The sequence below is a fragment of the Microbacterium insulae genome (genome assembly GCF_042677065.1).
Taxonomy (GTDB): Bacteria; Actinomycetota; Actinomycetes; order Actinomycetales; family Microbacteriaceae; genus Microbacterium; species Microbacterium insulae.
In genome coordinates, this window is record NZ_JBHTII010000002.1 from 349349 (window position 1) to 370653 (window position 21305).

The 21305-nt window shown below is 69.3% G+C and carries 19 protein-coding genes and 1 tRNA gene; 18 read left to right on the top strand and 2 right to left on the bottom strand.

Annotation, left to right across the window (positions count from 1 at the left end):
* Positions 1–14 precede the first annotated feature (14 nt).
* The 16 genes from rpe (at position 15) to ACFQ0P_RS14315 (ending at position 17282) form a co-directional block, all read left to right on the top strand.
* Complete coding sequence (rpe, locus tag ACFQ0P_RS14240; RefSeq protein WP_204979310.1) at positions 15–707, top strand: ribulose-phosphate 3-epimerase; 693 nt, start codon at positions 15–17, stop codon at positions 705–707.
* Between the two features lie 55 nt (positions 708–762).
* The gene (locus tag ACFQ0P_RS14245) at positions 763–1026 is read left to right on the top strand and encodes a phosphoribosyl-ATP diphosphatase (protein ID WP_204979311.1); all 264 of its coding nucleotides are present in this window, start codon (positions 763–765) and stop codon (positions 1024–1026) included.
* Between the two features lie 40 nt (positions 1027–1066).
* Positions 1067–1909: an ATP phosphoribosyltransferase gene (hisG, locus tag ACFQ0P_RS14250; RefSeq protein ID WP_204979312.1), complete on the top strand. Its 843-nt coding sequence runs from the start codon at positions 1067–1069 to the stop codon at positions 1907–1909.
* Positions 1909–2679 (top strand): imidazole glycerol phosphate synthase subunit HisF, encoded by a 771-nt coding sequence (gene hisF, locus ACFQ0P_RS14255; RefSeq protein ID WP_204979313.1) that lies wholly within the window; start codon positions 1909–1911, stop codon positions 2677–2679. Before hisG ends, hisF begins: the two co-directional genes overlap by 1 nt.
* Positions 2676–3041, top strand: coding sequence for a phosphoribosyl-AMP cyclohydrolase (gene hisI, locus ACFQ0P_RS14260; protein WP_204979314.1), 366 nt, complete (start codon positions 2676–2678; stop codon positions 3039–3041). Before hisF ends, hisI begins: the two co-directional genes overlap by 4 nt.
* The gene (locus ACFQ0P_RS14265; RefSeq protein ID WP_204979315.1) at positions 3038–3643 is read left to right on the top strand and encodes a Trp biosynthesis-associated membrane protein; all 606 of its coding nucleotides are present in this window, start codon (positions 3038–3040) and stop codon (positions 3641–3643) included. The genes hisI and ACFQ0P_RS14265 overlap by 4 nt, the downstream gene beginning before the upstream one ends.
* A gap of 31 nt (positions 3644–3674) precedes the next feature.
* A complete protein-coding gene (locus ACFQ0P_RS14270; RefSeq protein WP_204979316.1) occupies positions 3675–3905 on the top strand; it encodes a DUF6704 family protein in 231 nt (76 codons plus the stop codon).
* Between the two features lies 1 nt (position 3906).
* Positions 3907–4683 (top strand): indole-3-glycerol phosphate synthase TrpC, encoded by a 777-nt coding sequence (gene trpC / locus ACFQ0P_RS14275; protein WP_204979317.1) that lies wholly within the window; start codon positions 3907–3909, stop codon positions 4681–4683.
* Positions 4680–5945: a tryptophan synthase subunit beta gene (gene trpB / locus ACFQ0P_RS14280; protein ID WP_204979318.1), complete on the top strand. Its 1266-nt coding sequence runs from the start codon at positions 4680–4682 to the stop codon at positions 5943–5945. Before trpC ends, trpB begins: the two co-directional genes overlap by 4 nt.
* Positions 5942–6736, top strand: a complete 795-nt coding sequence (trpA, locus tag ACFQ0P_RS14285; RefSeq protein WP_204979319.1) for a tryptophan synthase subunit alpha — start codon at positions 5942–5944, stop codon at positions 6734–6736. Before trpB ends, trpA begins: the two co-directional genes overlap by 4 nt.
* 55 nt (positions 6737–6791) lie before the next feature.
* On the top strand, positions 6792–7763 hold the full coding sequence (gene lgt / locus ACFQ0P_RS14290; protein ID WP_204979320.1) for a prolipoprotein diacylglyceryl transferase: 972 nt from the start codon (positions 6792–6794) through the stop codon (positions 7761–7763).
* 64 nt (positions 7764–7827) lie between these two features.
* Positions 7828–12435, top strand: coding sequence for a glutamate synthase large subunit (gene gltB / locus ACFQ0P_RS14295; protein WP_204979321.1), 4608 nt, complete (start codon positions 7828–7830; stop codon positions 12433–12435).
* Complete coding sequence (locus tag ACFQ0P_RS14300; RefSeq protein WP_204979322.1) at positions 12428–13894, top strand: glutamate synthase subunit beta; 1467 nt, start codon at positions 12428–12430, stop codon at positions 13892–13894. The genes gltB and ACFQ0P_RS14300 overlap by 8 nt, the downstream gene beginning before the upstream one ends.
* 47 nt (positions 13895–13941) lie before the next feature.
* Positions 13942–15393, top strand: coding sequence for a pyruvate kinase (gene pyk / locus ACFQ0P_RS14305; protein WP_204979323.1), 1452 nt, complete (start codon positions 13942–13944; stop codon positions 15391–15393).
* A gap of 81 nt (positions 15394–15474) precedes the next feature.
* Complete coding sequence (locus ACFQ0P_RS14310) at positions 15475–15852, top strand: SHOCT domain-containing protein (protein ID WP_204979324.1); 378 nt, start codon at positions 15475–15477, stop codon at positions 15850–15852.
* A gap of 89 nt (positions 15853–15941) precedes the next feature.
* Complete coding sequence (locus ACFQ0P_RS14315; RefSeq protein ID WP_204979325.1) at positions 15942–17282, top strand: MinD/ParA family ATP-binding protein; 1341 nt, start codon at positions 15942–15944, stop codon at positions 17280–17282.
* 16 nt (positions 17283–17298) lie between these two features.
* Here ACFQ0P_RS14315 and ACFQ0P_RS14320 read toward each other — a convergent pair.
* Positions 17299–17381 (bottom strand) — tRNA-Leu (locus tag ACFQ0P_RS14320).
* Between the two features lie 46 nt (positions 17382–17427).
* On the opposite strand from ACFQ0P_RS14320, the gene ACFQ0P_RS14325 reads away from it, so the two are divergent.
* Complete coding sequence (locus ACFQ0P_RS14325) at positions 17428–18048, top strand: ANTAR domain-containing response regulator (RefSeq protein WP_378772631.1); 621 nt, start codon at positions 17428–17430, stop codon at positions 18046–18048.
* 93 nt (positions 18049–18141) lie between these two features.
* Here the strand turns inward: ACFQ0P_RS14325 and ACFQ0P_RS14330 are convergent, their stop codons facing one another.
* On the bottom strand, positions 18142–18573 hold the full coding sequence (locus ACFQ0P_RS14330; RefSeq protein ID WP_204979327.1) for a hotdog fold thioesterase: 432 nt from the start codon (positions 18571–18573) through the stop codon (positions 18142–18144).
* Positions 18574–18627: 54 nt separating this feature from the next.
* Here ACFQ0P_RS14330 and polA point away from each other — a divergent pair, with 54 nt between their 5' ends.
* Positions 18628–21267, top strand: coding sequence for a DNA polymerase I (polA, locus tag ACFQ0P_RS14335; RefSeq protein WP_204979328.1), 2640 nt, complete (start codon positions 18628–18630; stop codon positions 21265–21267).
* Positions 21268–21305 lie beyond the last annotated feature (38 nt).

Sequence of the window (21305 nt, forward strand, 5' to 3'; positions counted from 1 at the left end):
ACCATAATGGACGCGTGCACCTCCGCGACGAGAACGGCCGCGCCGGCGGCATCCGCATCAATCCCAGCGTCCTCGCCGCCGACTTCGTCAACATGCAGGCCGAGCTCGCGCGCATCGCGACCGCCGACTTCGTGCACGTCGACGTCATGGACAACCATTTCGTCCCGAACCTCACCTTCGGGCCGCAGATGGTCGAGCGCATCCAGGCTACGAGTCCGGTGCCGCTGGACGTCCACCTCATGATCGCCGATCCCGATCGCTGGGCTCCGGGGTACGCCGAGCTCGGCGCGGCGTCGGTGACCTTCCACCTCGAGGCGGCCGCCGAGCCCGTCACGCTGGCACGACGCCTCCGCGAGATCGGCGCGCGCGCGGGAGTGGCGGTCAAGCCGGCGACCCCGGTCGACGGACTTCTCGACCTGCTCGACGACTTCGACCAGATCCTCGTCATGACGGTCGAGCCGGGCTTCGGCGGGCAGTCGTTCATGCCCGAGACGATGCCGAAGCTGCGCCACCTCGCCGACGAGGCCCGGCGCCGCGGATCGTCGATCTGGCTGCAGGTCGACGGCGGCATCGGTGAGTCCACGATCGGGCAGGCCGCCGAGGCCGGCGCCGACACGTTCGTCGCCGGCTCCGCGGTGTTCGGCGCGGGTGACCCGGACGCCGCGATCGCGGGTCTGCGAGCGGCGGCCCGGATGCACGCGCACTGATCACCCGCCCGTCACGCGGAGCCGGAGCATCCCTCCCGGCCGGTAACCTGGACGCGTGAAGACGTTCGATGGGCTGTTCGCCGAGCTCGCCGCCAAGGCGGCGGAGCGACCCGAGGGTTCGGGCACCGTCGCGCAGCTCGATGCGGGCGTCCACGCGATCGGCAAGAAGATCGTCGAGGAGGCCGCCGAGGTCTGGATGGCCGCGGAGTACGAGTCGACGGATGCCGCGGCCGAGGAGATCTCCCAGCTGCTGTACCACCTCCAGGTGCTGATGCTCGCGAAGGGCCTGAGTCTCGAGGACGTCTACCGACATCTCTGAGCGCGCTCCCGTCCGCCCTCGAACCGAAAGCCCCCGCCGCATGCTGCGCATCGCCGTTCCGAACAAGGGATCGCTCGCCGAGACCGCCACCGAGATGCTCTCGGAGGCCGGCTACGTCGGGCGCCGCGACCCCAAGGACCTCCACGTCATCGACCCGCAGAACGAGGTCGAGTTCTTCTACCTGCGCCCGAAGGACATCGCGACCTACGTCGGATCCGGCGCCCTGGACGTCGGCATCACCGGCCGCGACCTCCTGCTCGACGCGCGCATGCCGGGCGCGCGCGAGATCGAGGCGCTGGGCTTCGGCGACTCGACGTTCCGCTTCGCGGGCCCGCCCGGTCGCTTCACGTCGGTCGGCGACCTCGAGGGGATGCGGGTGGCGACGGCGTATCCCGGTCTCGTCGACGCGTTCCTCGACGATCACGGCGTGGCTGTGGACCTGGTGCCCCTCGACGGCGCCGTCGAGTCCGCCGTGCGCCTCGGCGTGGCCGACGCCGTCGCGGACGTCGTCTCGACCGGCACGACCCTGCGGCAGGCGGGACTCGACATCTTCGGCCCGATCCTCCTCGAGTCGGAGGCCGTGCTGATCGCCGGTCCGGCGGACGTCGACGGGACCGACACGCTGCTGCGGCGCCTCCGCGGGGTGATGGTGGCGCGCCGCTACGTGATGGTCGACTACGACCTGCCCGAGACACTGGTCGACGACGCCGTCGCGATCGCCCCCGGCATCGAGTCGCCCACGATCTCGCCCCTGCGCGATCCGGCGTGGGTCGCGGTGAGGGTCATGGTCCCGCGCAAGGGCGTCAACCAGGTGATGGACGCCCTGTACGCGATCGGAGCGCGCGCCATCCTCGTTACCGCGATCCACAACGCGAGGCTCTGATGACCCTGGTCTGCCGGGTCATCCCGTGCCTCGACGTCGCAGCGGGCCGCGTGGTCAAGGGCGTCAACTTCGAGAATCTCCGCGACATGGGCGACCCGGTCGAGCTCGCGCGGGAGTACTTCCGCCAGGGCGCCGACGAGCTGACGTTCCTCGACGTGACGGCGACCGTCGACGAGCGTGCGACCACCTACGACGTCGTGCGGCGCACCGCGGAGCAGGTCTTCATCCCGCTCACCGTCGGCGGCGGCGTGCGCTCCGCGGACGACGTCGGCCGTCTGCTCGCCGTCGGTGCCGACAAGATCGGGGTGAACTCGGCCGCGATCGCGCGCCCCCCACTGCTCGAGGAGATCGCCGACCGCTTCGGGTCGCAGGTGCTCGTGCTCTCCCTGGACGTCAAGCGGTCTCCCGCGACCGAGTCGGGCTTCGTCGTGACCACCCACGGCGGCCGCACCGAGACGACGCTGGATGCACTCGAATGGGCTCGCGAGGCGATCGAGCGTGGCGCGGGGGAGCTGCTGGTGAACTCGATCGACGCCGATGGCACGCGAGAGGGCTTCGACCTGGAGCTCGTGGCGCTGATGCGCGAGGTCTCGAGCGTGCCGGTCATCGCATCCGGGGGCGCTGGTCGCGCGGAGGACTTCGGGCCTGCTGTCGAAGCCGGCGCCGATGCCGTGCTGGCGGCGTCGGTGTTCCACTCGGGCCAGCTGACCGTCGGAGATGTCAAGCGGGCGATGTCGCGCGGCGGCATCCCGGTGAGGGAGGCGGCGTGAGCGAGTCCGTTCAGCAGCGCATCGACCGCGTCTCGTTCGACGACAAGGGACTCGTGGCCGCGATCGTGCAGCAGTGGGACACCCGCGAGGTGCTCATGCTGGGCTGGATGGATGCCGAGGCCCTGCGTCGCACGCTGACCGAGGGTCGTGTCACCTTCTGGTCCCGATCGCGCCAGGAGTACTGGCGCAAGGGCGACACGTCGGGAAACATCCAGCTCGTGCGCGGCGCCCGCCTCGACTGCGACGGCGACGCCGTGCTCCTCGAGGTCGAGCAGGTCGGTCCGGCCTGCCACACCGGCACCCGCACGTGCTTCGATGCCGACGACCTCGATCCCGTCGCCGGACCGGAGCGCCCGGAGTGATCCGTCGCGCACGCCTCGTCGCCGTCGTCGCGCTCGTCGCCTGCGGGGCGATCGCGGTGATCTCGTCCACCCAGACGTGGCTGACCGTCGTGCTCGACGACGGTGCGGCGCACGCCCTCGATGTCCCGGGCGCGGCGGCGATCCCCGTGCTGGCGCCGCTGGGGCTGGCGGTGCTGGCGCTGGGCGGTGCGCTCTCGATCGTCGGTCCCGTCCTGCGTTACGTCTTCGGCGCGCTGAGCGTCGCGATCGCGGTGATCCTGGGGTCGTTGACGGGCGCGATCGTGTTCGCGCATCCCGTCGGAGCGGTGGCCTCGACGGTCACGGAGGCCACCGGGATCACGGGCGCCGCCGCGGTGGCCGAGCTGGTGTCCGCCATCACGCCGACCCCGTGGCCGGTCCTGACGCTCGCCACGACCGTCGTGCTCGCCGGGGCGGGTGTCTTCACCCTCGCCACCGCGCACCGCTGGCGGGGATCGGGGCGCCGGTATCGCACGGACGAAGCCCGCGCGGCGGCACCGGCCACCTCCCGGCCGCACGACGCCATCGACTCGTGGGACGATCTGTCGCGTGGCGAGGACCCCACAGACCGCCCGCTAGACTGAGCACACCCCCGTGCCTACCAGGAGGACCCCCATGAGCAACCACATCGGCGACCCCGGCCACGGACACTCGCCCGCCGCCTGGACGGCCGTCGTGATCATGCTCGTCGCGGTGACGCTCGGCACCCTCTTCTACTGGTTCGACATGCCGATCCTCGTATGGGCGTCGGCGGGCCTTCTCGTGGTCGGCCTCCTCGTGGGGTGGATCATGGCGCGAGCCGGCTACGGCGCCCGCGGTCCGAAGTACGCCAAGAAAGAGCACTGACGTGCTCGCCGACCTGACGGCCGGCGCGGTGGAGGATGCCGAGGCCCGCGCCTCGGAGCGACCGTACGCGGTCGTCGAGGCGGCCGCCCTCGCGCAGCCCCCGGCGCGTGATGCGCTGGCTGCCCTGGCGCCCGCCGAGCGCGTCAAGATCATCGCCGAGGTCAAGCGTGCGAGTCCGTCGCGGGGCGATCTCGCGGCGATCCCCGATCCGGCGCTGCAGGCCCGCCTCTACCAGGAGGGCGGTGCGGCCGCGATCTCGGTGCTGACCGAGGGCCGCCGATTCAAGGGAAGCCTCGCCGATCTCGAAGCCGTGCGGGCGGCGGTCGATCTGCCGGTCCTGCGCAAGGACTTCATCGCAGGCGAGTACCAGGTGCTCGAAGCCCGCGCGTCGGGCGCCGACCTGGTGCTTCTCATCGTCGCAGCGCTCGAGCAGGATGTGCTCCGCCGGCTGCATGCGCTCGTGCTCGAGCTGGGGATGACGCCGCTCGTCGAGACGCACTCGGCGGCGGAGGTCGACCGCGCCGCCGACGTCGGCGCCCGCCTCATCGGCGTGAACGCCCGCGACCTGTCGACGTTCGAGCTCGATCGCGATCTCTTCGCGCGGCTGTCCGAACGCATCCCGCCGGGAGCGATCAAGGTCGCCGAGTCGGCTGTGCTCTCGCCCGAGGATGTGGCTCACTACCGCTCCGGAGGCGCGGACGTGGTCCTCGTCGGCGAGGCGCTCGTGACCAGTGACCCCGTGTCGACCCTGCGATCGTTTCTGGAGGCGGGACTGTGAGTCTGCGCGAGGCATCCGGACCCTTCTTCGGCGAGTTCGGCGGGCGCTACATGCCCGAGTCGCTCATCGCCGCGATCGACGAGCTGTCGGCCGAATACGAGGCGGCGAAGGCGGATCCCGCGTTCCAGGCCGAGTTCGTCCGGCTGCTGCACTCCTACGCCGGGCGGCCCTCGCCGATCACCGAGGTGCCCCGGTTCGCCGAGCACGCCGGTGGTGCGCGGGTGTTCCTCAAGCGCGAGGACCTCAACCACACGGGCTCCCACAAGATCAACAATGTGCTCGGCCAGGCGCTGCTGACCCGGCGGCTCGGCAAGACGCGTGTCATCGCCGAAACCGGGGCCGGCCAGCATGGAGTCGCCACCGCCACGGCCGCTGCGCTCTTCGGGTTCGACTGCACCATCTATATGGGAGAGGTCGACACGGAGCGCCAGGCGCTCAACGTCGCGCGGATGCGGCTCCTCGGCGCCGAGGTCGTGCCCGTCAAGACCGGCTCGCGCACCCTGAAGGACGCGATCAACGACGCCTATCGGGACTGGGTCGCCAGCGTCGAGACGACGAACTACATCTTCGGCACCGCGGCGGGTCCGCATCCCTTCCCGGCGATGGTGCGCGACTTCCAGAAGGTGATCTCCGAAGAAGCTCGTGCACAGCTCCTCGACGAGGCGGGTCGCCTGCCCGACGCCGTCCTGGCGTGCGTGGGCGGCGGCTCGAACGCGATCGGCATGTTCGACGCGTTCCTCGACGACGACGGCGTTCGGCTCTACGGCGTCGAGGCGGCCGGCGACGGTGTCGACACGCTCCGCCACGCCGCCTCGATCGAGCGAGGCCGCCCTGGCGTCCTGCACGGTGCCAAGACGTTCGTCCTTCAGGACGAGGACGGCCAGACGGTCGAGTCGCACTCGATCTCGGCGGGTCTCGACTATCCGGGCGTCGGTCCCGAGCACGCGTGGCTGGCGTCCATCGGGCGCGCCGAGTACATCCCGGCCACCGACGACGAGGCCATGCAGGCGCTTCGGCTCCTGTCCGAGACCGAGGGGATCATTCCGGCGATCGAGTCGGCGCACGCCCTCGCCGGTGCGCTGCGGATCGGCCGCGAGCTCGGGCCCGACGCCGTGCTCGCGGTGTGCCTCTCCGGGCGCGGCGACAAGGACATGGACACCGCAGCCCGCTACTTCGATCTCTACGACGAGGGGACGGATGCCGCGGCCGCCGCCCGCGCGCCGCACTACGACGCCGCGCACGGCGAGGGGGAGAAGCTGTGACCTCCCGCGTGGCCGCGGCGATCGATGCCGCGCACGCCGCGGGACGCGGTGCGTTCGTCGGCTACCTGCCGCTGGGGTTCCCCGACCTGCAGACGAGCATCGACGCCGCGGTCGCCGTCGCCGAGAACGGCGCCGACATCCTCGAGCTCGGCCCACCCTACTCCGACCCCGTCATGGACGGCACGGTCATCCAGCAGGCGACGCAGACCGCCCTCGCGGCCGGGTTCCGCCTCCGCGACACGTTCACGGCGGTCGCTGAGATCACCCGTCGTGTCGACGTGCCGGTGCTCGTGATGACGTACTGGAATCCCGTCCTCCAGTTCGGCGTCGACCGCTATGCGGACGAGCTGGCGGCGGCGGGAGGTGCAGGTCTCATCACGCCGGACATCACTCCCGATGCCGCCGCGGAGTGGATCGCGGCGAGCGAGCGAACGGGTCTCGACCGGGTCTTCCTGGCAGCGCCCACGTCGACGGACGAGCGTCTCGCGCTCATCGCCGAGTCCTCGACGGGGTTCGTCTACACCGTGTCGACCATGGGCATCACGGGGGAGCGGGCGGAGCTGGATGCTGCGGCGCGCACGCTCGTCGCGCGCCTGCGCGAGCACGGCGTGGAGAACGCGTGCGTCGGCATCGGCATCTCCACCGCCGAACAGGTGGCCGGCGTGCTGCAGTACGCCGACGGCGCGATCGTCGGGACCGCCCTCGTCCGCGCGCTGCGGGACGGCGGACTGGACGGCCTCGCCGAGTCGGTCCGCGCCCTCGCCGCCGGCACCGCGCGCGTCGCGAACTAGACTTCTCACACCGGCCCGCCGCCGGCATCCCCGACAGCCAAGGATCCGATCGCCCATGATCTCCGCCGCCGCGAGCGTCGTCACCAGCATCCCGAGCCCGCCGATCAGCTCGTTCTCCCTGGGTCCCCTGACGATCCACTTCTACGCCTTGTGCATCATCGCGGGCATCATCGCCGCCGTCTTCCTGACCAATCATCGCCTCACCAAGCGCGGTGCGGAGCCGTGGGTCGTGATCGACATCTCGCTGCTCGCCGTGCCGCTCGCGATCATCGGCGCACGCATCTACCACGTGGTCACCCACTGGGACTTCTACTTCGGGCCCGGCGCCAACCCCATCAGCGCGCTGTTCATCTGGGAGGGCGGCATCGCGATCTACGGGGCCCTCATCGGCGGCGCGATCGGCGCATGGCTCGGCTGCCGATGGACCGGCATCCGCTTCTGGACGTTCGCCGACGCCCTCGCACCCGGCCTCCTCCTCGCGCAGGCGATGGGACGATTCGGCAACTGGTTCAACCAGGAGCTCTACGGCCTGCCGACCGACCTGCCCTGGGGTCTCGAGATCGCGTACCCCAACCCGGCCTGGCCGGTCGGTCTGCCCGAGGGCACGCTCTTCCACCCCACGTTCCTCTACGAGGTCATCTGGAACACGATGGGCGTGATCGTGCTGCTGTGGGCTGGGAACCGATTCCGGCTGCAGTGGGGTCGCCTCTTCGGGCTCTACCTCGTCTGGTACAGCGCGGGTCGCATCGTCTGGGAGTCCATCCGCATCGACCCGAGCGAGATCATCCTCGGCCTGCGCACGAACGTGTGGGCGGCGATCTTCGGCGTCGTGATCGGACTCGCGATCATGTTCATCCAGAAGCGCCGGCACCCCGGGCTCGAGCCGTCGCCCTATGTGTCCGGACGCGAGTGGACCGCCGGACAGCCTGTACAATCGCAGGACACCGACGAATTCGTCGACGTCAGCGAACCCCCGGCGTCCGACCTCGTCGAGGCCAGCGCCACAAGCACTCCCGCCACGAACTAGCGCGCTCCGCGCGCCCCCGGGCCGACGTCGTCCCATTTTGAGCATCAACGTGAGGACGGTAGGTATGGCTGCGAGCCCCCGTCATCTCGCCTCGACCGAGGCGCAGATCACCGCACAGTCCGAGCTGTCCGGATTCCCGCGCAAGCAGGGGATGTACAACCCGGCGTTCGAGAAGGATGCCTGCGGCCTGGCGATGGTCGCGACGCTGCGGGGCGAGGCCGGCCACGACATCATCGACCTCGCGCTGACCGCCCTGCGCAACCTCGAGCACCGCGGGGCGATCGGCTCCGACGCGGGAACGGGCGACGGCGCCGGCATCCTGACCCAGATGCCCGACGCGTTCCTCCGCGCCGTGGTGGACTTCGAGCTGCCGCCCGTGGGGGAGTACGCCGCAGGGATGGTCTTCCTGCCGCGCGACGACGACGCGCGTGCCGCGCAGAAGTCGGGGATCGAGCGGATCGCGGCATCCGAGAACCTCACCGTTCTCGGATGGCGCGAGGTGCCCACCGCCGACGAGAATCTCGGGAAGCTCGCGTTCGCCGCGCGACCTGTCTTCGAGCAGCTGTTCGTCTCGCGGCCGGCCGTCGGCGACGCCGCGGCGCTGTCGGGCATCGCGCTCGACCGTCGCACCTTCCGCCTGCGCAAGCGCGCCCGCACCGAACTCGGCGCCTACTTCGTCTCGCTGTCCGCACGCACCCTCGGGTACAAGGGCATGGTCACCACCCTCCAGCTCGAGCCGTTCTACCCCGACCTTCAGGACGAGCGCTTCGCGTCCGAGCTCGCGGTCGTCCACTCGCGGTACTCCACGAACACGTTCCCGTCCTGGCCGCTCGCGCAGCCGCTGCGGATGCTCGCCCATAACGGCGAGATCAACACCGTCAACGGCAACCGCAACTGGATGCGGGCGCGTCAGTCCCAGCTCGAGTCGGAGCTCCTGGGCGACATCCGCCCGCTCCTCCCCATCTGCACGGACGGTGCGAGCGACTCGGCCTCGTTCGACGAGGTCCTCGAGCTGCTCACTCTGACCGGGCGGAGCCTGCCGCACGCCATCATGATGATGGTGCCCGAGGCGTACGAGAAGCAGGCGGACATCGACCCGAAGCTGCGCGCGTTCTACGAGTTCCACTCCATGCAGATGGAGCCGTGGGACGGCCCCGCCGCCCTCATCTTCACCGACGGCACCCTCGTGGGCGCGACCCTGGACCGCAACGGCCTGAGGCCGGGCCGGTGGACCGAGACCACCGATGGGCTCGTCGTGATCGGCAGCGAGACCGGTGTCCTCGACTTCGCCCCGGAGCGGATCAAGCGTCGTGGGCGACTCCGGCCGGGCCGCATGTTCCTGGTCGACACCGCCCAGGGCCGCATCGTCGAGGACGACGAGATCAAGCGCGACCTCGCAGAGCTCGAGCCGTGGCAGGAGTGGCTGGATGCCGGGCGGGTCCGCCTGGCCGAGCTCCCCGAGCGCGAGCACATCGTGCACCCGATCGCCTCGATCACGCGTCGCCAGCGCACGTTCGGCTACACCGAGGAGGAGGTCCGGATCCTCCTGACGCCGATGGGGCAGACGGGCGCCGAGCCCCTCGGCGCGATGGGATCCGACACTCCGGTCGCCGTGCTCAGCGAGCGTCCGCGCCTCCTGTTCGACTACTTCACGCAGCAGTTCGCGCAGGTGACCAACCCGCCGCTGGACTCCATCCGCGAAGAGGTCGTGACGTCGCTCTCGCTGGGGCTCGGTCCCGAGCGCAATCTGCTGGAGTGGGGACCCGGGCACACGCGCGTCGTGACGCTGGACTTCCCCGTCATCGACAACGACGAGCTCGCCAAGATCCAGCACATCGACACCGCCCTGCCGGGGCGCACGTCGGTCACGATCCGCGGCCTCTACCGGGTCGAAGCCGGTCACAAGGGCATGCAGAAGCGCCTGGCGCAGATGTGCGACGAGGTCGATCAGGCGATCGAGGACGGCGCGGAGTTCATCGTGCTCTCGGACCGCGACTCCAACAAGGATCTCGCGCCCATCCCGTCGCTGCTGATGCTCGCCGCCGTGCACCACCACCTCATCCGCAAGGAGACCCGCATGAAGTGCGGTCTCGTGGTCGAGGCCGGCGATGTGCGAGAGGTCCACCACGTCGCAACGCTCATCGGGTACGGAGCATCCGCCGTCAACCCGTACCTCGCCATGGAGACCGTCGAGTACCTCGTGCGCGCCGGCTACATCACGGGCATCCCGCCCGAGAAGGCTGTCAAGAACCTCATCTACGCGCTCGGCAAGGGCGTGCTGAAGATCATGTCGAAGATGGGCATCTCGACGGTCTCCTCGTACGCGGGAGCGCAGGTCTTCGAGGCGGTCGGCCTGTCCGAGGAGTTCGTCGAGAAGTACTTCACGGGCACCGAGACGAAGCTCGGCGGTGTCGGGCTCGACGTCATCGCGGCCGAGAACGCGGCGCGCCACACGTACGCCTATCCCGAAGACGCGGCCGTGCGCGCCCACGAGCGGCTGTGGACCGGCGGCGAGTACCAGTGGCGCCGCGACGGCTCTCCTCACCTGTTCAATCCCGACACCGTGTTCCGGCTCCAGCACGCAACCCGCTCGCGCCGCTACGACATCTTCCGCGAGTACACCAAGCTCGTCGACGATCAGGCGAGCGAGCTGAAGACACTGCGCGGTCTGTTCAAGCTCAAGACCGAAGGCCGCCCAGCGGTGCCCCTGGACGAGGTCGAGCCGGTGTCGTCGATCGTGAAGCGATTCTCGACCGGCGCGATGAGCTACGGCTCGATCTCGAAGGAGGCGCACGAGACGCTTGCGATCGCGATGAATCGACTCGGTGCGAAGTCGAACACGGGCGAGGGCGGCGAAGACGTCGACCGGCTCCTGGACCCCGAGCGCCGCAGCGCGATCAAGCAGGTCGCCTCGGGCCGGTTCGGCGTCACGAGCCTGTATCTGACGGAGTCCGACGACATCCAGATCAAGCTCGCGCAGGGCGCGAAGCCCGGCGAAGGCGGGCAGCTTCCCCCGACGAAGGTGTACCCGTGGGTGGCGCGCACGCGGCACGCCACGGCGGGTGTCGGACTCATCTCGCCGCCTCCGCACCACGACATCTACTCGATCGAGGACCTCAAGCAGCTGATCTTCGACCTCAAGCGCGCAAATCCACGTGCCCGCGTGCACGTCAAGCTCGTGAGCCAGTCCGGCATCGGCGCGGTCGCCGCCGGAACCGCGAAGGCCCTGGCCGATGTGATCCTGGTTTCCGGTCACGACGGAGGCACCGGCGCCAGCCCGCTGAACTCGCTCAAGCACGCCGGGACGCCCTGGGAGCTCGGCCTGGCGGAGACGCAGCAGACGCTCATGCTGAACGGCATGCGCGACCGCGTCGCCGTGCAGGTGGACGGCCAGCTCAAGACGGGCCGCGACGTGATCATCGGCGCACTCCTGGGCGCGGAGGAGTTCGGGTTCGCGACCGCGCCGCTGGTGGTCTCCGGTTGCATCATGATGCGCGTCTGCCACCTCGACACGTGTCCCGTCGGCGTCGCCACGCAGAACCCCGTACTGCGGTCGCGCTTCAACGGCAAGCCGGAGTTCGTCGTCAACTTCATGGAGTTCATCGCCGAAGAGGTGCGAGAGTACCTCGCCGAACTCGGGTTCCGCTCCCTCGACGAGGCCATCGGCCACAGCGAGCTCCTCGACATCGACGGCGCGGTCGATCACTGGAAGGCCAACGGCCTCGACCTCGCGCCGGTGCTGCAGGGTCCGGTGTTCGCCGACGGCGAGCCGCGTCGCAACACCTCGGCCCAGAAGCACGAGATCGACGAGCACTTCGACATCCAGCTCATCGAGCGTGCGCGCGACGTCATCGCCCACGGCGGAGAGGTCACGATCGACCTGCCCATCCGGAACACGGAGCGAGCGGTCGGGACCTTGCTCGGACACCATGTCACGGTCGCGCGCGGTGAGAACGGGCTGCCCTCGGGCAGCATCGTCGTGAACCTCACGGGGTCGGCCGGCCAGTCGTTCGGGGCGTTCATGCCCGCCGGTATCACGCTTCGCCTCGAGGGTGACTCGAACGACTACGTCGGCAAGGGTCTCTCGGGTGGTCAGATCGTCGTGCGCCCGCCGCGTACGGCGACCTTCGACGCCTCGAAGAACGTGATCGCGGGCAACGTGATCGGCTACGGCGCCACCCAGGGCACCCTTTTCCTGCGCGGGGTCGTGGGCGAGCGCTTCTTCGTCCGCAACTCCGGGGCCACGGCCGTCGTCGAAGGTGTGGGGGACCACGCGCTGGAGTACATGACCGGCGGGCTCGCGGTGATCCTCGGCGTGACAGGGCGCAACCTCGGCGCGGGCATGTCGGGCGGCACGGCGTACGTCTACAAGCTCGACCGGAAGCTCGTCAACCGCGAGGCCCTGGCGTCCGGCGAGCTCGTGCTGGGCACACTCGGGTCGGGGGACGCCGAGATCCTGCGCGACCTGCTCGAGCAGCATGTGGCCGAGACCGATTCGACCCTCGCTGCGGCGATGCTGGCCGACTTCGAGTCGGAGCTCGAGAACTTCGTCCGCGTCCTTCCGCGCGACTACGCCGCGGTGCTCGAGACGCGTCAGAACGCGGTGGCGGAGGGGCTGGATCCCGACGGCGACGTCGTCTGGAATCGCATCTTGGAGGTGACGGGTGGCTGACCCGAAAGGCTTTCTGAAGGTCACCGAGCGAGAGCTGCCCCCGCGTCGGCCGATCCCGGTGCGCATCATGGACTGGAAAGAGGTCTATGAGCCGGGCGACTCCGCCGTGCTGCGGCGTCAGGCCGGCCGGTGCATGGACTGCGGTGTGCCGTTCTGCCACAAAGGCTGCCCGCTCGGCAACCTCATCCCCGAGTGGAACGACCTCACGTGGCGCGGCGAGGGGCGGTCGGCGAGCGAGCGCCTGCATGCGACCAACAACTTCCCGGAGTTCACCGGGCGCCTGTGCCCGGCGCCGTGCGAGAGCTCGTGCGTCCTCGGCATCAATCAGCCGGCAGTGACGATCAAGCAGATCGAGGTCTCGATCGTCGACGAGGCGTTCTCGCACGGCTGGGTCGAGCCCGAGCCGCCGGGGCGTCTCACGGGCAAGACGGTGGCCGTCGTCGGATCGGGCCCTGCCGGGCTGGCCGCCGCTCAGCAGCTCACCCGTGCGGGTCACACCGTCGCGGTGTACGAGCGTGACGACCGCATCGGCGGTCTCCTGCGGTACGGCATCCCCGACTTCAAGATGGAGAAGCGCCACCTCGAAGCTCGTTTGCGCCAGATGCAGGACGAGGGCACGAGGTTCCGCGCCGGCGTCGAGATCGGCCGCGACATCTCATGGAGCGACCTGCGTGCGCGGTACGACGCCGTCGTCATCGCGACCGGCGCGACCGTGCCCCGCGAGCTCGCGATCCCCGGCCGTGACCTGGCGGGTGTGCACTTCGCCATGGAGTACCTGGTCGAGTCCAACAAGGCGGTGGCCGGTGATGCGGTCCCGCACCAGATCTCGGCCGAGGGCAAGCACGTCGTGGTGATCGGCGGCGGGGACACCGGCGCGGACTGCATCGGCACCGCCCACCGGCACGGCGCGTTGAGCGTGACGAACCTCGCCATCGGGCGCCGTCCCCCGGAAGAGCGCCCGGACCACCAGCCCTGGCCGATGTCGCCGACGATCTTCGAGGTGCAGTCCGCACACGAGGAGGGCGGCGAGCGGTCCTACCTCGCCAGCACCGTCGAGTTCCTCGGCAACGACGCCGGCGAAGTGCGCGCGCTGCGCGTCGCCGAAACGGAGTTCGTGGACGGTCGCCGCGTGCCCAAGAGCGGTACCGAGCGCGAGATCCCCGCGGACCTGGTTCTCATCGCCATGGGCTTCACCGGTCCTGAGCGACAGCTCCTCGAGGAGCAGCTGGGCGCCCAGTTCACCGGGCGCGGCAACGTGCACCGCGAGCAGGACTACCAGACCACGGCCCCCGGCGTGTTCGTCGCGGGCGACGCCGGGCGCGGCCAGTCGCTCATCGTGTGGGCGATCGCCGAGGGTCGCGCCGCTGCGGCGAGCGTCGACGCCTACCTCATGGGCGAGACCCAGCTGCCCTCGCCCGTCCGCCCGACCGATGTCGCGATCGGCCTGCAGCCCGCGTAGGCTTTCCCACGGCATTCGCCCTAGAAAAACCCGGAGAACACACACGGATGAGACGCGCCAAGATCGTCGCCACCCTCGGACCCGCCACCTCGTCGTATGAGAGCGTGCGCGCGATCATCGATGCGGGCGTGGACGTCGCCCGCTTCAACCTGAGCCACGGGGACTACTCGGTCCACGACAACAACTTCGCCAACGTGCGCAAGGCGGCAGACGACGCGGGACGCCCCGTCGCCGTGCTGGTCGACCTGCAGGGGCCGAAGATCCGACTCGGCAAGTTCGAGAACGGCCCCCACGAACTCGCCGTCGGCGACACGTTCAAGATCACCACCGAGGACATCCTCGGGACCAAGGAGATCGTCGGCACGACCTTCAAGGGTCTTCCGAACGATGTGAAGCCCGGCGACTTCCTTCTGATCGATGACGGCAAGGTCCGCGTCGAGGTCGTCGAGAGCGACGGCACCGTCGTCACGACGAAGGTCATCGTGGGCGGGCCCGTGTCCAACAACAAGGGCATCAACCTGCCGGGCGTCGCCGTCAACGTTCCGGCGCTGTCCGACAAGGACGAGGCGGACCTGCGGTGGGGCCTTCGCGCCGGGGCGGACATCATCGCGCTGTCGTTCGTGCGGGACGCCAAGGACGTCCAGCGCGTCCACGTCATCATGGCCGAGGAGGGGCGCCACATCCCCGTCATCGCCAAGATCGAGAAGCCGCAGGCGGTCGACAACCTCGAGGAGATCATCGACGCGTTCGACGGGATCATGGTCGCGCGCGGCGATCTCGGCGTCGAGCTGCCGCTGGAAGCGGTGCCGATCGTCCAGAAGCGCGCGGTCGAGCTGTGCCGCCGCATGGCCAAGCCGGTCATCGTCGCGACGCAGATGCTCGAGTCGATGATCGAGAACCCGGTGCCCACGCGCGCCGAGACGAGCGATGTCGCCAACGCCGTCCTCGACGGCGCCGACGCGGTCATGCTCTCGGGCGAGACCAGCGTGGGCAAGTACCCGGTCGTCGTCGTCGAGACCATGGCGCGCATCATCGACTCGACCGAGGAGCACGGGCTCGAGCGCATCCAGCCCCTCACGACCAAGCCCCGCACCCAGGGCGGTGCCATCACGCTCGCCGCCCTCGAGGTCGCCGAGTTCGTCGATGCCAAGTACCTGTGCATCTTCACGGAGTCCGGCGACACGGCGCGACGCATGTCCCGCCTGCGGCCGCGCATCCCGATGATCGGGTTCACGCCGGAGCCGGGTATTCGTCGTCGCATGGCGCTCACGTGGGGCGTCACCTCGACTCTCGTCGAGCACGTCGCACACACCGACCGCATGTTCATCCAGGTCGACGATCACCTGCTGTCGAACGATCTCGCGAAGGTGGGCGACAAGGTGGTCGTGATCTCGGGCTCTCCTCCCGGAATCATCGGCTCGACCAATGACATCCGCATCCACAAGGTAGGCGACGCGGTTCACGGCAAGGCGCCGATCTACAAGTCGAACGAGATCTGACCGGGCGATCTGTTCCCTCAGCGGTCGCGCTCAGTATGCTGAGCGCGACCGCTGTCATTTCTCTCGTGTGGAGGCCGTCGCATGGATTTCTTCTGGTGGCTGCTGTGGATCTTCTGGTTCGTGGCCTACATCTACGTCGTCATCGTCATCATCACCGACCTCTTCCGCGATGAGAAGCTCAACGGCTGGTTCAAGGCCCTGTGGATCATCGCCCTGGTTTTCGTGCCGTTCCTGACCGCGCTGGTCTATGTGATCGCCCGCGGGAGCGGTATGGCCGCGCGCGCACGCGCTCGATACGTCTCAGCACCCGAGGTCGACGACTACAAACCGGCCGCATCGGCAAGCCCGGCTGACGACATCGCCAAGGCCAAGGCCCTCCTCGATGCCGGGTCGATCTCCCAGGGCGAGTTCGAGGCGCTCAAGAGCAAGGCGCTCGGAAACCAGTACTTCGGGGCCTGAACGCGCAAGGGCCGGATGCCGCGGGCAGTGCCGCCCGCGGTGGGCTAACGTGGAGCGGCGCAACGGTTCACCGCGCGGGAGGAAGACGCATGACCACACGCACGCCCGAGGCAACGGTCCACATTCTGTCGAGCACGGTAGCTCAGCTCCACGTCGGCGGTGAGGTCGAGCAGGTCGTCGCGGCGGACAGCCGTGCGCTGCGCGATCGCGTGGTCGAGGAGATCCGGCTGCTCGCCGCATCGGCGGGGGAGCCCGCGCACGCGACCCTCGTCGAGGGGTCGTCCCGGTGGCCGATCGTCGTGCACCCCGACGGGACCTTCGCGGAGTCGCTCGAGCCGGCCGCGGTGGCCGAGGCATCCCTCACACCGGCTCCTCCCGTCGTCACGGCGCCACCCGGCAGTGCGCCGGTCGTACCGGAGTCGCCGGCCGAACCGGCACCCGCCGTCTCGGCCGTGCCGCCTACCCGCGCGGCGGCCACCGCGGCGCGGGACACCGGCAAGCCGACGGTCCAGGACCTCCTCGATTCCCGCGACGCCGGGGAGCGTCCGCGCGCGACCGAGGGATGGCGGGCGACGATCCGCCGCGGCACAGGAGGGCTGATCTCCCCGAAGCCGGGGCGCGCGGAGCAGTCGCGGCTCGATCGCGAGAAGCGCGTGCAGCGCCGACTCGACGCCCCTCGGACGATCGTGGTCCTCAACCCCAAGGGCGGCGCCCACAAGACGACGAGCACCCTCCTGCTCGCGGCGACCTTCGGCACCTTGCGCGGTGGCGCGACGCTCGCGTGGGACAACAACGAGACCCGCGGCACCCTGGGGTGGCGCGCCCAGAACGCTCCGCACAACCGCACCGCGGTCGACCTGCTGGACGATCTGGGCCGATTCGCCGATCCGAGCGCGGCGGGACTGGCGGCTCTCGACACGTATGTGCGAACCCAGGTCGATGCGCGGTTCGACGTGCTGGCCTCCGATGAGGATGCCGCGGCATCCTCCACGATCGACGCCGCGGCGTTCGACCGCCTCCATGCGCTGCTCCGCCGCTACTACCGGCTCATGATCATCGACACCGGCAACAACATGCGGGCGTCCAACTGGATCGCCGCCGTCGCGGCCGCCGACCAGCTCGTGATCGTGTCGACGGTGCGCGAGGACACCGCGGCCAGCGCGGCCTGGCTGCTCGACGGGCTGCGCGAGAAGGGCTTCGGCGACAAGGTCGACCGCGCCGTGACGGTGCTCACGGCGCCTTCCTCGCGCCCGGACAAGCGTCTGGAGTCGCGGCTGACGCGCCACTTCCAGCAGGTCACGTCGGGGGTCGTCATCGCGCCGTTCGACCCCTCGCTCGTCGACGGCGGCCCGATCGACTTCGACGCTCTCTCGTCTCAGACGCGTGACGCGTGGCTGTCGGTCGCCGCGACGGTGGCCGATCGTCTCTGATCGCGAACCGGGGGAGTGCCGGTGGTGGGAGTCGAACCCACACGCCCTCTCGGGCAACCGAGTTTGAGTCGGTCGCGTCTGCCATTCCGCCACACCGGCAGCCGGCTGATGCCCGCTTCCGCGATTGACCATACCGTAGGATTCAATGGTGACTGAGCAGGAGCAGACCCCCGCAACGCCGGCATCGACCCCCCGCCGCGTGGTGGTCGCCGAGGACGAGTCGCTGATCCGACTCGACATCGTCGAGATCCTCCGCGACAACGGCTTCGACGTCGTCGGCGAGGCCGGAGACGGCGAGACGGCGGTGCAGCTTGCCACCGACCTCCGCCCCGACCTGGTCATCATGGACGTCAAGATGCCGCAGCTCGACGGCATCTCCGCAGCCGAGAAGCTCAGCAAGAATCACATCGCTCCGGTCGTCCTCCTCACCGCGTTCAGCCAGAAGGAACTGGTCGAGCGTGCGAGCGAGGCCGGTGCTCTCGCGTACGTCGTCAAGCCGTTCACGCCGAACGACCTGCTGCCTGCGATCGAGATCGCCCTGGCCCGCTACGAGCAGATCATCACGCTCGAGGCCGAGGTGGCCGACATGGTCGAGCGCTTCGAGACCCGCAAGCTGGTCGACCGCGCGAAGGGTCTGCTGAACGAGAAGATGGGGCTGTCCGAGCCCGAGGCCTTCCGGTGGATCCAGAAGGCGTCGATGGATCGCCGGCTCACCATGCAGGACGTCGCCAAGGCGATCATCGAGCAGCTCGCGCCCAAGAAGTGAATCCTGCGGCAGGGCTCATCGTCCAGTAGCCCGCGAAGCGCGCAGATCGGGACGAAGCCCGCGAGAAGACGCCGGTGCGCGACATCCGCTCTCTCACCGCTGCGGCAGATCCTTCACGTGGTTCGTGATGCGAATCGTCGAGCAGCGTCGTCCTTCGTCGTCGGTGACGACGATCTCGTGCACGGTGACCGTCCGGCCGAGGTGGAGCGGTGTGCACACGCCGGTGACAATTCCCGAGGTCGCCGAGCGAGTGTGGGTCGCATTGATGTCGACGCCGACGGCGAGCCTCCCGGGACCGGCGTGCAGATTCGCCGCCATCGAGCCCAGCGACTCGCCGAGCACGACATACGCGCCGCCGTGCAGCAGGCCGACCGGCTGCGTGTTGCCTTCGACGGGCATCGTCGCGACGCACCGCTCGACGGAGAACTCGGTGAAACGGAGCCCCATCTTCTCGGCGAGGGCTCCCATGCCGCGGTTCGCCGCCCATTCCAGACCGTCGACGGGGGCGGGGGCGTTCTCAGGCATCCAGGCACCTTCGGGGAGGGAGGGCGTGTCTCCGGCCCTGGCTAGGCTTGCAGGGTGACGGACTCCGCAAAGCCTACCCTTCTCGTCGTGGACGGCCACTCGCTGGCCTACCGGGCCTTCTACGCTCTTCCCGTCGACAACTTCTCCACGAAAGACGGTCAGCACACCAACGGCATCTACGGATTCCTCGCGATGCTGATCAACCTCATCAAGGCTGAGCGGCCCACTCACATGGCGGTCGCGTTCGACACATCGCGGCAGTCGTTCCGCACGCGTGAGTACCCCGAGTACAAGGCGAACCGCTCCGAGACCCCCTCGGAGTTCAAGGGGCAGATCCCGATCCTCCAGGACTGCCTCGCCGCGATGAGCATCACGGTGATCCAAAAGGAGGACATCGAGGCCGACGACATCCTCGCCACGCTGGCGACCCAGGCGGCCGAGCAGCACTTCGACGTCCTCGTCTGCTCCGGTGATCGCGACACCATCCAGCTCGTGAACGACGACATCACCCTCCTGTATCCGAATGTGCAGGGTGTCTCGCAGCTCAAGCGCTACGACCGGCAGGCCGTCATCGACCGCTATGGCGTACCCCCGGAGCAGTATCCCGACATCGCCGCCCTGGTCGGCGAGACCAGCGATAACCTCCCCGGCGTGCCGAAGGTCGGCGAGAAGACGGCCGTGAAGTGGCTCAATCAGTTCGGCTCGCTCGATGCGCTCCTCGAGCAAGCCGACAAGGTGACCGGGGTGGTCGGCGGCAACCTGCGCGAGAACCTCGACGCCGTCCGCCGCAACCGGACGCTCAATCGTCTCCTCACCGACGTCGACCTCCCCGTCGCCATCGACGAGCTCGAGGTCAAGCCCATGGACGCGCAGGCGGTGCGCGACATCTTCGCGCGCCTGGAGTTCAAGACCCTCATTCCCCGCGTCGCCGAGCTGGCGGGCATCGAGCAGCAGATGGCCGCGGTCGCCTCGGCCGCCGCCGTCCCCATGCCGCAGCCCGCCGAGCCTTCGCCGACCGATCTCCTCGCGTGGCTCGAGGCCGCCGACGGTCCGGTCGGCGTCACGCTCGTGCTCGAAGCCGGCCTGCCCCGTCGCGTGGGCTTCGCGACGGCGAATGCCGCGGCCGAGGCCGAGTGGACGCCCGAGGTGCAGAACGTGCTCGGCCCGTGGTTCGCGTCAGAAGCCCCCAAGCTGTTCAGCGACGCCAAGCCCCAGGTGAAGGGGCTGCGCCGCGCGGGGCTCACCGTGGGCGGGCTCGACTTCGACACGGTCCTGGCCGGGTGGCTGCTTCGACCGAGCCTTCCTGACAAGACCCTCGCCGACCTCGTCGACCGGTACCTCGACGAGAAGCTCCCCGAGTCCGACCCCACGCAGCTCGTGCCCGAGACCGAGGGGGCGACACCAGGACAGCTGTCGTGGTTCACGGTCCGCGTCGCGGAGGCGCTCCGAGGCGAACTGCCTGCGAGCGTCGAGAAGGTGCTCACCCAGATCGAGCTGCCGACCCTCCTCACCCTCGCCGACATGGAGCTCGCGGGAGTCGCCGTCTCCCACGACACCCTGGCGACGTTCTCGGCCGAGCTGGGGCAGCGCGCTGACGGGATCGCCCAAGAGGCGTTCGCGGCGATCGGCCGCGAGGTCAATCTCGGCTCGCCCAAGCAGCTCCAGGAGGTTCTCTTCGACGAGCTGCAGCTTCCGAAGACGCGCAAGACCAAGACCGGCTACTCGACGGACGCCGCTGTCCTGGCCGACCTGCAGGAGACCAACCCGCACCCGTTCCTCGACCTGCTGCTCCAGCATCGTGAGGCCACGAAGCTCCGCCAGATCATCGAGTCCCTCGACACGTCGATCGCCGGCGACGGCCGTATCCGCACGACCTACGTCCAGACCGGCAGCCAGACGGGTCGGCTGTCGAGCACCGACCCCAATCTGCAGAACATCCCGATCCGCACTGAGGAGAGCCGACGCATCCGCTCGGCCTTCACCGTCGGCGAAGGGTACGAGACCCTGCTCACGGCGGACTATTCGCAGATCGAGATGCGGATCATGGCGCACCTGTCGGAGGATCCGGGCCTCATCGAGGCGTTCAACTCGGGCGAGGATCTGCACCGATTCGTCGGCGCCCGTGTGTTCTCGGTCGACCCCGCCGACGTGACGCCCCAGATGCGCACGAAGGTCAAGGCGATGTCCTACGGGCTCGTCTACGGACTCTCGGCCTTCGGCCTGTCGAAGCAGCTGCGGATCGAGCAGTCCGAGGCCAAGCAGCTGATGATGGAGTACTTCGCCCGCTTCGGCGCCGTGCGCGACTACCTGCGCTCATCGGTCGAGCAGGCGCGGATCGACGGCTACACCGAGACCATCTTCGGTCGACGCAGGCCGTTCCCCGACCTGGCCAGTCCCAATCGCGTACTGCGGGAGAACGCCGAGCGAGCCGCCCTGAACGCGCCCATCCAGGGCAGCGCGGCCGACATCATGAAGATCGCGCTGTTCCACATTCACGACGACTTCGCCTCCGCAGAACTCCGTTCGCGCGTCCTCCTGCAGATCCACGACGAACTCGTCGTCGAGGTGGCTCCCGGCGAGTGGGACGCAGCCGAGAAGATCGTCCGTGAGCGGATGGGCGACGCCGCGACGCTCTCGGTGCCGCTCGACGTCCAGATCGGACGAGGCGCCGACTGGAACGAGGCGGGTCATTGACCCCGTCGGCGCACGAAGCGCGTTTGGCGCGTCGCCGA